This window comes from Xenorhabdus bharatensis, assembly GCF_037996705.1.
Lineage (GTDB): Bacteria > Pseudomonadota > Gammaproteobacteria > Enterobacterales > Enterobacteriaceae > Xenorhabdus > Xenorhabdus bharatensis.
The window spans coordinates 1-12,962 of the sequence record NZ_JBBMXG010000038.1; the positions used below are offsets into that span (position 1 = coordinate 1).

The window sequence follows — 12,962 nt, forward strand, 5'->3', positions numbered from 1 at the left end:
TGCCGAGAACCATTCGCTTTATCCTCTGTTGTTATTTCCGCCTTTATGGTCAGAGAAACTGAGCGTTTCTCATCAGGCTGGCTTTATAAAGTCAATAGATTAACATATTAAATTTAGGGCAAACGGGTCTAAATTATACTGATGGAAAATCCATCATCAGGACTTTCAGCATATAGCTATTATCTTACCTGCTTTATGTCGCTTGGTTTTAATACTGACTTTAACCGTTTTCTCGTTTTTCAGCAGGTTTAACGCGATTTTATTCATTAAGGCTATATTTTCTGCACCGTAACCACTTCTCAGGCGGTTTTTGTCTTCATGGAAACTCACATCCAACTGCCAGTGTAATTTCGATTCAATATGCCAATGGCTGCGTATTGCATACGCGATAAATTGAGCGGTCTTAGCCTGATGGCTGGTGATGTACGTCGTTCATACGTCTCCGTTTTCCCTTTGATTTCCCGATGAGATTCAACCACGGCAATTCCACCCAACGTTTTCCATTGCGGATGCCGTTCTTTCAGCCAGCTAACATCACTGACCAGCCATACTTGCCGCTGTTCTATGCGCCATGATCCCCGTCGACACACCGGTTTCGGTCATGTGCTATCCCGCTGAAGTGAGTGGCCAGGTGAGTATCTAAAAACAGCTTGATATCCCGATAAAATTCGCCTTGGTTGCTTTTTAACGCCAAGACATAATCCGCCTGACCTGCCACAATCTGCTTCGCTATCTGAGAACCCATCGCATCAATCGTGATTGTTGCTTCTTCAATATCCAGTAAGTCCAGCAGGTTGGGGATCGCAGTGATCTCATTGGATTTGTCCGACACTTTCACTTGACCAAAACAAAGCTGATTGGCGATTGACCAAGCACTCACCAAATGGATAGCCGGGACACCCCTGACTTTATCCAGTGTGCCTCGCATAGTTTTACCGTCTACCGCAATAATCTCTTCGGACAGGTTAGCCAGACTTGTCACCCACGCGGTAAAGGCATGGCTAAACTTGTGCGGATTGAGTCGGTTGAGAACATCGTTGAAGGTATCGATTACCTTTTGATAAATAATAGTGATTGCTTTTAGTTATTGCCTGATAAAAATCTTTCATTACTTAATAATAAAAGAGTTTCCTATTTTTATTAATTGAGCGTTAATCAATAAATAGATAAAAATAACAGAAGTATAGTTAGATAATTTTTCGTTATCAACCGATAACCAAGAGTTATTGGAGTAGTGTGGAGATTTTTCTAATATATAAGTTGGGTAACTAACCTTACTCTAGTGGCGTTAGTAACAAAAGACGGTAACTAATAATAACATCTACTTGGGTGCTTATATATGCCATCATATATTGGTAAAATTATTGTTTTTTTCACGATCCTTTATACGTTACTTATCCCTTCTACCATTATGAATGCGTTTGCTGAGGGGTATGTAACTAATGAAAAAACAATCAAATCCAATATAGATAATGCAGACACCCAAGTAACCGAATCAAGTAAAAAATTTCTAACTCCAGAAGCTGATAAAAAAGGCGGAACAGGAAATACAAGTCATACATCAGAATATGAACATGCCGATGCTATTGGACGAAATATTCAGATGGCAGGGAATATTCTGTCATCATCCTCTTCAGAATTAGCAGAACAAGCCAAATCTTATGCTTTGGGTAAAGTGAACAGTACTATTTCTTCCGAAGCTCAAAAATGGTTATCCCAATCGAGTACAGCAAGAATTAACTTTGGTTTTGACAGAAAAGGCAGGCTGGAAAATAACTCAATAGATCTGCTATTGCCTATTTATGATAACCAAGCAGCCTGGCTGTTTTTTTCTCAATTAGGTTATCGCAATAAAGATAGCCGGAATACAGTTAATCTCGGTTTGGGAGGGCGTTATTTTTCTCCGAACTGGATGTATGGCCTGAATACTTTTTATGACTATGACATTACGGGTAAAAACAGGCGGGTAGGATTAGGAGGAGAGCTTTGGGGCGATTATATTAAATTTTCCACCAACGGCTATTACCGCTTAAGTGACTGGCAAATCTCGCGGAATTTCGAAGAGCATCACGAACGACCCGCCAATGGCTACGACATTAACGGAGAATTCTTCCTATCTGCCTACCCTAATCTGGGAGGCAGATTTTCTTATGAGCAATACTTCGGCGATAACGTGACGTTATTTAACCGAAAAACTAAGCAAAAAAATCCCAGTCTGGCAAAAATGGGTGTGACATATACGCCAATTCCACTGATAACAATGGGCGTGGATTATAAACAAGGAGAGAGGGGGCAGAGTGAAACCCAATTCTTGACAAATTTTAATCTCAGATTTGGTGTACCGCTGAGTGCGCAGTTATCACCGGATAACGTTGCATCAATGCGGACACTGGCAGGCAGCCGTTATGATTTGGTGGAAAGGAATAATAATATAGTGCTTGAACATCGGAAGGTACCGGTTGCTAAGTTTTCTATACCAAAAACAATTGTGGGTTATAGCGATGGCATATTTGATATCCCAGTAAAATTTCTTACTGATGCACCAGTTAAAGATTTACACTGGACTATTACTGGAAACAGAGAAGAAGCTTTTAAAAATGGAGGAGGTAAACTTGCTTATAAATCAGGAAACATCCAGCTTACTTTTCCTAAATATCTAACCGAGGGAAATCAAGATACAAACAATAGCTACACGGTTTTTGTTGCTTTTGAGTTAACTGATAAAGAGAAAACAAAGGCAGAACAAATACAAGTTATTGTCAAACCTTTTATGATACAAAAAAAGGAGGGGAGTTCTCCTAACTATACTCCGTCGGGACCTTTGCCAGCATCTGGAGAAGCAGGATATACGTTTGATCCTGAAATTACATTTGACACATCTAATAATTTACAACTAGTTAAAAATATTACTTTTAATAAAGTTAAATGGTTAACAGAACCTCCTTTTGATAATAAGAATAAATTGAAGTTTCATCCGGATAATGAATTTAATCAAGTGAAAGTAGATGGAAATGGGCATTTACTAAAAAAGGATCACGTCATTTTGACGAGCGATGAATATGTCGGCGATGTCAAGGTTTATTTAATAATGGATGGCCAACCTAAGAAATTAGTAAATACAGTGACATTCAATAAAGAAAATATAAAATTAGATCGTAATCCAAAATCAAATAATGCATCAGTTTACGAGAGCTATATGTATACAGTTACGGTTACCGATGGCAATGGTAACCCAATACAAGGGCAAAAAGTAGAATGGGAATTTAAAATTAAAAATGGAACAGGGGTTAAATTTATTTCTCAGGATGAAAAAACGGGTGAAGATGGAAAAGCTAACGCTAAATTGACAAGTACAGATAAAGCTGAAGGAGTCGTCGTTTCTATCATGACTAATGGTCAAACTAGGTTAGATAAAGAAGGCGTGAATTTTGACTGGCCGATAATTAATAAACCGACATTTGATCCATTTATACTAAATAATAAAAACGATACAGTTCCTCCAGGAGGAAGCTATGCACTTATATCAACGGTGTCTGATATTGATGGAAAGCCATATATGGAGCCAGAGACTCAATTTGAATGGAGTATTACAGAGCCAGAAAACCAGGGAAAATTAGGCCTATCTTTATCACCTCCTTCAGGAGCAGTAAAGGTCGACTCTGAGGGGAAATTAAGAGTGAAACTACAAAGTGCAGAGGATAAACCAGCTATAACTGGTATTACAGTGTGCGTCAATATTGTTAACGTGCCTGAGTCTAAAAAGTGTATCGATAATATAAATTTTATTGATAATCCAAAAAATTACTATGTTAAGAGTTTTGAGGTTTTCCCTAAAGAAGGAGATATAACTGCTGATGGCCAACAACACTATCAGTACACCGCTCTTATTGCGAATAAACAAGATAATGATAGCTTAGTCAAAAAGAAAACCATTTCAGGAGTGAAATGGACGAAAGATAAAGATGTTAAAGGGCTTATTTTGTCGGGAATGGATGGCGATGTACAAACAGATGAGAACGGACAACTGACAGCCACACTGACCAGTACGCAGGCCATAAAGGATGTCATGGTTTCACTATCCATTGAAAATCAAGAAAAAGTTAATGCTAAAAGAGCGGTTTCTTTTAAACCAATGCAGATAAAGATTGAATCTGACCCTAAAGAAAAGCAATTGGTTTACAAAGAATATATCTATACAGTAACAGCCACTACACTTGATAATAAACCCGAAATAGGAAAATATGTAAAGTGGAGTTTGAAAGAAAATAATAAAAATATAAAGTTAGAGCCCATTTCAATTAAAACAGGTGAATATGGTCAAGCAACTGCAAAACTTAAGAGTTTAAATTCCACTCCGGTATCAAATATAATTGTTATGGCTTCAATTGATGAAACTACAAAGTCGGCAGTTCCTGTAGACTTCGTATGGCCAATAATTAAAAGTGTTAAAGTTATTGATAATGGTTCTGTTACCCCAGGGAATAATTATAAAATAATAGCAACTATATTAGATGAAAATGAAAATAAATATTCAGGAGATAAAATTAACTTTACATGGAGTTTAGAGACTAAAAATAGTGGGCTATCCTTGGATCCTTTGCAAGAAAAATTAGTATCCGATGGGAAATTAGAAACAACCTTAAAGAGTATTAAGGGAGAAACTCTCCCTAATGTTAGCTCTGTAGTGTGTCTAACAATTGATGGATCTAATAAAAGTCAGAAAAAGAATCAGTGCACTGAACCAATTGTATTCAAATCTCCTCCTTTAGCCATTGAAAGTCTTGAGGTTGGTATATATGATTCTGATGGAAAATTTACAACTTCTATTCCTGAATCACTAATTGCTAATGGAAAAAATGCATATATATATCAAGCTAAAATATTGCAAGGAAACATGCCCCTTAAAAATCATGAATTTAATTTCAGTGATGGAGAAGGATGGTCTAGGAATTATGAAAATATCTCAAGTGATTTAGGCTTAGACTATCCTGAACAAGACTCCAAACATCCGAATAACTTTAATAAAACGGATGAGGATGGATATTTATATGCATCTTTAAAAAGTACAGTAGGTATTGATGGTGTTAATGTTAAGTTAAATATTGGGGGGGGTATAAGTAAAACTAGTAATAATGTAGATTTTTCTCCAGAAGCAAAGCAAGCTAAACTGTATTTATTTAATAATGTAGTCCCTTCAATTAACAGTGATAATACAAATATAAATCTTTCTGGTTCTTATCCTATTAATACTTTTAGTACTTTAAGTGCATATTTAAAAGATTCGGATGGTGAGAATATAATTAAATCTAATGAAAATTCAATAAAATTTTTATCAAATAATTCAAATGTAGCTTCTATTGACAATGCTGGTGAAATATCATTTGGTAATGATCCTAATAGAAATAATAATGTAGGGAAAGCTAAATTGTCTGCTATAATTACAAATAAAAATGGTATAAAAAAATCATACTTCTATAATGTAGATGTTAAAAGGTATTTTTATTTAGATCCAAATGTACAAGGGTATCAATATAATAGTTATAACAATTGTGAAACACATAATTTAGTTACTCCAGATCTATATGATATTGTTGACGATGCAAGTGAAAAACCACTTACACTGATGACAGAATTTCCAACATTAAGTGAATGGAATTTGATACCTTCTGGCGATAGAGATATAGGTACTCTAATATTTTATGTTCTAGATGGGGGGGTACATGAATCTTTCAACTCGACAAGTAATAGTACAGTATCAGATGTTGGAGGTTATATACTTTGTATGATTAAATGAAATTAATATAGCGTTGATCCATTAATGCAATATTTAAAGGTTATTAATTAAACTAAATCAATTTGTTTAATATACTTGAAGAATATCACTTAATAATAGTCTCAGGAAAGTTTTTCTATAGACTAATAATATAGTTTTTTATATTAAAAAATATACACTTGTATCAATTGTTTCCATTTTTATTTTAGAATAATTGATTTTTATTTTTGAATCCGTAATAACATGATATTGAATTACCACATCAAGAAGATAGCTAATATCTTCATGACTAGATGTTAATATTTGAGAGCTTAACCAGCCTTTTGTAATTTGTATAAACACGGGCTCTATAGTATTTACAGTGATATCTTTAGTAAAAGGATCCGGATACCCTATACCAATAATACCAATAATACCAATAATACCAATAATACCAATAATACCAATAATACCAATAATACCAACACCAACTTCTAAATGTATTATCTGATTCACTGTCATACCATCATAGTTAATTTTAATATAAACAGTCTGGTCAGAGTCTTGATAATATACTTCTGCAGGAGGTAACTCAATATATTGTTTTTCAACGAATAATTTTATTGGCTTTGACTTTCTATATTCAAAACTATTAGGTAGAGAAACATTTGGAAGAATGTTTGGGAGAACGTTCTTGATTTCAAACCAAATTGTTGCAAAACTACCAATTACGTCTTTTAAATACATACTAGGATAATCATAGGAAAAGAATGGAAACATATGTTGAGCATTTTTTTTTACCCAAGAGGTTTTATGATATTATATATCAGAACCTTTTCTACCTCGCAATACAATTCGACTATATATGTACTCATTTTTTTTACTAGATGTAGTTATCCCTATAGATGGATTATAAAAATCAACTTTATCTCCAAATGTTGGTTTCTCTATTGTATAATATGAAGTATACGTAGCTCTTTTTAATTCTAAATTTCCATCTGAGAGCTTAACTGTGTCAGAAAGAATAATATTTATTTGATCAAGTTCAACCGGTTTAGGTGGTACAGTTTTTTCAGCATTGACTACGGTTACTTTTGAACTATCAGATAAGTTTGTATTACCCGATAATAATTTTGTCACCATGTAATATCCACTATAAGTAGTGTTTTTTGAAAAATCATCTATAGGAAAAAATATTGGAATGAAATTATCTGGTTTTTCATTAATTATTTTAGGGATTGATTTAATAATAACATTCTCATTATAAGTATCTTTTAGGTGACCTAAAATTTGATCACTTATGTTTTCATTACTATAATGTGTAACTAATATCATTATATATTTAGTTGTTTCATGTTTTTGGCCTTGTATATCAATTTTTCCATCTACCGCTTGTGGATATGAAGGGGGGATTAATAAGTTATCTTTTATATTTATCATAAGTAGATCCTATTAATTTACATTAAAATAAAAGTAACTATAGTATGACTATAGTTACTTTGGAATAGATTTAAATAATTAATTTATCCTCCAGCCATGCGACTGTCTATAAATGCCTGCCATTTTTTACTATATACTCCAGTCTTTTTGCTTGGCCCTTTATAATAATCGATATATAAAATGGTTGATCCTCCATCTTCATTATCTGCGCCAAGATTTCCAACTAATGCATAAGGAATTTTAACAGTCCCTTTTGATGTGGTTTGACCATGAGCTGCAGCAGGTAATGTAAGTGTATAAGGCTGATGTATAGGTCCCCTATTAGATGATTCAACAATTACTTCTACAGTAACAGTGTCTCCAGGCTTTACTTTATCAACAGCATTGGAGTCAGCTTCAATTTCAACAAAAAGAGCAGCTCCAGTGAATATATACTGACTAAGTGTAGTAAAATCAATTATATAGTTCATGGGTAAAATATTTGATTTCTCCACTCCATAACTAGAATATATCGTAGGAAGATGTAGTGTTCTTTCTTTGTCACCAGGTCCTTTTGAACCCCATTCATATTTGAAACTAATTTTATCAGAATATAATATATTTAAATCCCCAATTGCAAGAATATAACCGAAACTATTTGCTTCATCTGACATTTGTAACATAGAGTAGGGAAGTTGATAATGATATGTCCCTAAATTATTTATATTTGAAACTTGAGTGTAATTTTCTAGTATTACACCATTAAGAATAAATAAAATATAATCCGTAGGACTGGGATTAGGGTATTCTGGGATTTTTATACTGAAACTTGTTTCATTTTTTATAGGTGATAAAGTACCACCACTAAGTTGTAATATATCTGGAGGAGCTGGATGTGCCCTAAATTGAGCATTTTTTGAGTCTAAAATAAATAGAGGTTGTTTAGGTGGTTGTAGATCACCACTAATTATTTGGCTCTGTAATTTTAATAATGTTGACTCTTTTTGTTGGGGAAATACATAAAAGCGTAAATTACCGCTGGCGTCGGTAGTTAAATTAAAATATTGGATTCCGGAGAATGGATTAGCTTGAGGTGTTATTTTTTTGCCAGTATAAGTCATTAACTTAACTTTTGATGATAAAGTAGATTGATCGCCCACTGTTATACTAATTGGTAAGTTTGGTATTACACCCGTATTGTTTTTGTCTTTCACAATTGTTGATGCCAATACTCTAATAGTATTACCAATACTTGGTTCATTATCTTGATCAGGTACTTCGATATGAAATTTATCTAGATTTATAGATAAGGAATTATTATTTATATCTGAAACAAAATACTGAAGGTCTTTTGGAGGATAATTTGAATTTGATGTCGATATAGTTAATTTCTTAGTTTTTCCAACAAATGATGTATCTGAACTAATTGTAGCATTAATAATACAAGTAGCCGATTTAAAGGTATTAAGGTTTATACTAGTCGCGGGTGTTCCTTGTATTGACATCCAACCATCTTCTGGGTGAACAGTTAATATATCGTGTTTTTTAAAAGTTGCTGTTCCTGAAACTGTAATATTTAATTGTAAGGTTTGGCTAGTAATAAAGGTTGCTTTATTACTTGGAAATTCTGCGCCAGTATTTGATATTACTGTTATGGTTTCAGTAGCATCTAACACTATATTTTTAGTAGGGTCTATCATCGCATTTTCATTCAACATATTTAAATATCCTCGTTTATTAAAAATTATCTTAATTATTAACTGTCAGATATCAAAATTATTAATTTCTTTGGGTTTAATTCCCCATCGCTTGCGAAGAATAAAATTAATCTGAACAATGTGATGCGGGTGATTTCGTATCAATATGCCGCTGCAAGTATCGGGATTATCTATTTTAGTTAAATTTAATTTGATCGTCCTCATTATAAACAAAAGTTATTTTTTCATCAGGTGATGAAGGGAATGTTATTTTTACAATAGGTAGTATTGTGCCTGTAGATTGATAATAATCTTTTTGATCATGTTGAGCATCTTCTAATCCATCATTTTGATAAAAAAAGGTTTCTATAGGCAACTTATTTGGAATATCTTGTTCCCAAACAGCTATAGCTAATTCATTATTGTATTCGAAATCCATAAGTGAATTCACTTTAATACCTTGCATAAAGATATTTGCACTACCATCACCAGTCACATCAAAACCACATTGAGCAAAACGATTTGAATTATTCACATTTACATAATTATCAATCCACTGTTCTGCTGTGGTAATTCCTTGTTGTTGACAAGAACCCAAATCTGAATATCCTCGATAAGAACCACACCCTTTATTATTTCTAGCATCAGTACCACCATCAACAGGAAAGTAACAGAGAATTTCTGGGTTTACTTTTTCAGGCTTATCAATATTGTCAAGGTAGGGAGAAAAAATATAACCATTATGATGATCGATTTCTAGTTGAACACTTTTAAGGTCAGATCTTAGATAAGAAAATGAAACACTTCCTTTTCTTTCAGACGTTGGACTTGGATTCCATGAATGATACGCATTTGATGCCTGAGTCCCTCTTATCAGTATTCCAGAGCATAAAAATATTGGAAGTCCATCATCTCCACAATATGTTTGATTATCAAGATATCTTTCAGTTAATTTTTTGGCAATAGTATCTCCAGTATCTGAATTAGCATTACTAATAAAAAACAATACACATACTATAATCGTGAATGTAAATCTTGTTTTTTCTATGAATAATTTCATAAATTAGAGTCCCCAAATTATAGATACGTTACTTTTATTATTAATTTATCAGGTTTTAACTCCCCGTCGCTTGCGGCGGGGATGTTTATTTAATAATTATAAAACTTGTTTTAATATTCGAGAGAAATCGTATCTTACTCCTGGAATCATACTTCCTACTGCATAGTCAATAAATACTATTTTTCCTCTATTTTCATTTACCCAACTTTCTTTAAGTTTGACTCCCATTTGTTGTGGATCATCTACTGGTTTATAAGGAGACTGTGTTGTAGTTACCCCAACAGCCCTTACTTCTACTGAATCGGGAGGACTCATACCATCGTATTTAATAATTACATGAATAGTACCATCACCCCGATAAAAAAGTCTTGGTGCAGGTAAATTAAGTCTTTGTTTTTCAATTGTCAGAAAGAAAGTTTCTGATTTTCCAGAATAATCATTATCATTTGGATCTTTAACTGTAAACCAAATTTGTACCGTACTACCAATACCATCAAGAAATTGCATTCGAGGTATATAAAATGTTAAAGGACTTATTTCACTGACTTCTTGTGTATCCGTTGAATATCTTGGTAAATAAGAATCTCTTGGGCCTTGCCATAAAACTTGAACAACTTGTCCTGCTTGCATATTAGTGTATATAGGAACGATTATTTCCAATTCATCTAATCTATAATAATTATCTTTTGTTAATAGAGCACCATCATTACCAGTAGCTTGCGGAACGCTTACAGTATTACTAATGTTTCCAGATTTATAAGCATTTGTTATAGTTACCTCCTTTTTTTCAGATTTACTTTTATTACCTGAAAATAATTTTGTTATAGTATAATACCCACTGTAAGTAGTGTTTTTTGAAAAGTCATCTATAGGAAAAAGGACTGAAATAAAATTATCTGGATCTTCATTAATTATTTTAGGAATTGATACTATAGTGTGACTACCAGAAGTATCTTGTAGATACCCTACAATTTTATCATATTTTGTTTCATTACTATAATGTGGAACTAACATTATTATGTATTTGGCTTTTCCATCTTTTTGACCTTGCAAGTCAATTTTTCCATCTATCGCTTGTGGATATGAAGGAGGGCTTAATAAACTATCTGTTGTATTTATCATAATTATTCCTATTTGGTTAAGGTGGATTTAATTTACTCATAATTAACAATATGTTTTTTTAACTAAATTAGTTATATAATTAATTTTTACAGCATGACATTATTTTGGGTGATATATTAATGGTTGATTTTTTTATTCCCTTCTGTGTAAAATATTTTATAACTTTTGATATCAATATATTGGAAGGAATGTTTAACCTTGCTAGGTTTGGACTGGTGGGCATTTTAATATAAATTTTTTTAGGAATTAATCTTAAAGTATTTAAATCTATGTCTATGACAGAATAATTAAGGTCTTTTCTTGGTCTATCTTGACTTGAGGTGTTTGTTTTAAGAGTGTCATTATTTTTTTCTATATTTTTTTTCTCTTTTCTAATTATGGAGTAAATAACTACCTTAGCAGAGTTATTGCCTAGATGTATAGTAGATATGGACTTTCTTTTTACAGTTAGCCAATTGGTTTTTGTAACAATGGCAATAATATAATTGCTTGAAAAATTTTCATTTTCTGATGCGGTGATTGTTAATTTTAATGCTTTATCAGTAATGAAAATTCCCCTGTCTGGAAATTGAATACTACCATCTGTTGATGTTTTTATTGTTTGTTTACTACCTGCTAAGATGTTTTCATTCAACATATTTAAATATCCTTATTAATTAAGAGTCATCATGATTATTAATTGTAAGATATAAAAAATATTAAATGCAAAAATTATTAATGGATATTAAAAATTATCAATAATCACCTTTTATAAGGGTATGGGTTCAAAGAGTCAATTATAAAATTGATAAATCCTATAATAAAAAATAATGGTTATTATTGCAATTTAACAAAGGGAATACTTTCTTGTGTTTTATCTTTATCTTTATCTTTATCTTTATCTTTATCTTTATCTTTATCTTTATCTTTATCTTTATCTTTATCTTTATCTTTATCTTTATCTTTAAGTTTAAGTTTAAGTTTAAGTTTAAGTTTAAGTTTAAGTTTAAGTTTAATTATGACTTTATTTAACTAAGGCCAATGGTGCATTTTATGATCTTCTCCTACGACAATATTGCCTTACCAATCACTAATGCGTTGCTTTTTATCAATGCATTTCTGGCAATTCTCAATACTGATTCTGTTTTTTATTTTCCCTCTTAAGATAACTGACAGTTTGCTTAGGGATTAAATCTTGACAAGCTAACTGTTTAATCAACGTTACGATCTTGGGTTTTACTGATTTGACCGCAGCATAGCGATGCCCTGAGGTTTTAAGCGGAGCCTGTTTAGGATAGTATTTTTGTGCTTTTATTTTTCGTTTCAACTCTCTCGTTGATGGAGCTAGATGAAGAGATGTTGCAATAAAGTGTTGTGTAAAATCGACTTCTTTTAAACTGAAAATATTATATTTATATAATCCTTTATTTTCATTTGTTTGTTCTATTCGTAATTTAATCCATTATACGTGATAATTTTTTTTATTAGTTTTAATTTTTTGTTTTTATATTTTAATTAAAGATTAATGTGGTGAGTTATAGGATTTGTGATGTTTATTTTCATTTGATGAACAAAATAAGAGAAAATTAATTATGGCTGACATTATTAATCAGAAACAAATTCAACTTAAAAATGTAAAAACAGTTGATATTGCTGGTGATGACCACATTGTTGTATTCTCCAGTTTTGGTGTTAATCCTGATAATATCATAGAACAGTATCAGCCTGTTTATGGTAACGAAACGGCTAATAATTTTATTAATTGTTATACTTTATCTAATTAACCTGAATTTTGGATAAGAAATTGACGAGAGGCCTGTTCCAGGAGCAAAGTTTTGGTGAAAGCCTAAAACTACTCCGGGGAGGAACAGGCCATGGACAAGTTAGTTGAAATTTTCTGCGATGTCGACGACTTTTGTCGTCTTTTCATCCC

At 32.3% G+C, this 12,962-nt stretch carries 11 protein-coding genes; 2 read left to right on the forward strand and 9 right to left on the reverse strand.

Features of this window, described 5'->3' with window-relative positions; all coding sequences use genetic code 11:
* Nucleotides 1-165: 165 nt before the first annotated feature.
* The 3 genes from AAC855_RS20755 to AAC855_RS20765 are packed head-to-tail and all read right to left on the reverse strand — an operon-like array spanning nucleotide 166 to nucleotide 1,075.
* Nucleotides 166-423, reverse strand: coding sequence for an ISAs1 family transposase (locus AAC855_RS20755; protein WP_340612063.1), 258 nt, complete (start codon nucleotides 421-423; stop codon nucleotides 166-168).
* A complete protein-coding gene (locus tag AAC855_RS20760; protein WP_340612053.1) occupies nucleotides 327-590 on the reverse strand; it encodes a hypothetical protein in 264 nt (87 codons plus the stop codon). The genes AAC855_RS20755 and AAC855_RS20760 overlap by 97 nt, the downstream gene beginning before the upstream one ends.
* Nucleotides 563-1,075, reverse strand: coding sequence for an ISAs1 family transposase (locus AAC855_RS20765; protein WP_340612064.1), 513 nt, complete (start codon nucleotides 1,073-1,075; stop codon nucleotides 563-565). The genes AAC855_RS20760 and AAC855_RS20765 overlap by 28 nt, the downstream gene beginning before the upstream one ends.
* Before the next feature lie 264 nt (nucleotides 1,076-1,339).
* Between AAC855_RS20765 and AAC855_RS20770 the strand changes: the two genes are divergently transcribed.
* Entirely contained in the window at nucleotides 1,340-5,794 is a 4,455-nt protein-coding gene (locus AAC855_RS20770) for an inverse autotransporter beta domain-containing protein (RefSeq protein WP_340612054.1), read from the forward strand.
* Between the two features lie 138 nt (nucleotides 5,795-5,932).
* Here the strand turns inward: AAC855_RS20770 and AAC855_RS20775 are convergent, their stop codons facing one another.
* From AAC855_RS20775 to AAC855_RS20800, 6 genes are all read right to left on the reverse strand, one after another.
* Complete coding sequence (locus AAC855_RS20775) at nucleotides 5,933-6,499, reverse strand: hypothetical protein (RefSeq protein ID WP_340612055.1); 567 nt, start codon at nucleotides 6,497-6,499, stop codon at nucleotides 5,933-5,935.
* A 72-nt stretch (nucleotides 6,500-6,571) separates the two neighbouring features.
* On the reverse strand, nucleotides 6,572-7,192 hold the full coding sequence (locus AAC855_RS20780; protein WP_340612056.1) for a hypothetical protein: 621 nt from the start codon (nucleotides 7,190-7,192) through the stop codon (nucleotides 6,572-6,574).
* Nucleotides 7,193-7,275: 83 nt separating this feature from the next.
* Nucleotides 7,276-8,889 carry a hypothetical protein gene (locus AAC855_RS20785; RefSeq protein WP_340612057.1) on the reverse strand — a complete coding sequence of 538 codons (1,614 nt, stop codon included), beginning with the start codon at nucleotides 8,887-8,889 and terminating at the stop codon, nucleotides 7,276-7,278.
* A gap of 175 nt (nucleotides 8,890-9,064) precedes the next feature.
* Nucleotides 9,065-9,928, reverse strand: coding sequence for an N-acyl homoserine lactonase (locus AAC855_RS20790; protein ID WP_340612059.1), 864 nt, complete (start codon nucleotides 9,926-9,928; stop codon nucleotides 9,065-9,067).
* A gap of 96 nt (nucleotides 9,929-10,024) precedes the next feature.
* A complete protein-coding gene (locus AAC855_RS20795; protein ID WP_340612060.1) occupies nucleotides 10,025-11,050 on the reverse strand; it encodes a hypothetical protein in 1,026 nt (341 codons plus the stop codon).
* Between the two features lie 79 nt (nucleotides 11,051-11,129).
* Nucleotides 11,130-11,687: a hypothetical protein gene (locus AAC855_RS20800; RefSeq protein ID WP_340612061.1), complete on the reverse strand. Its 558-nt coding sequence runs from the start codon at nucleotides 11,685-11,687 to the stop codon at nucleotides 11,130-11,132.
* Between the two features lie 934 nt (nucleotides 11,688-12,621).
* On the opposite strand from AAC855_RS20800, the gene AAC855_RS20805 reads away from it, so the two are divergent.
* Nucleotides 12,622-12,813, forward strand: coding sequence for a hypothetical protein (locus AAC855_RS20805; protein WP_340612062.1), 192 nt, complete (start codon nucleotides 12,622-12,624; stop codon nucleotides 12,811-12,813).
* Nucleotides 12,814-12,962 lie beyond the last annotated feature (149 nt).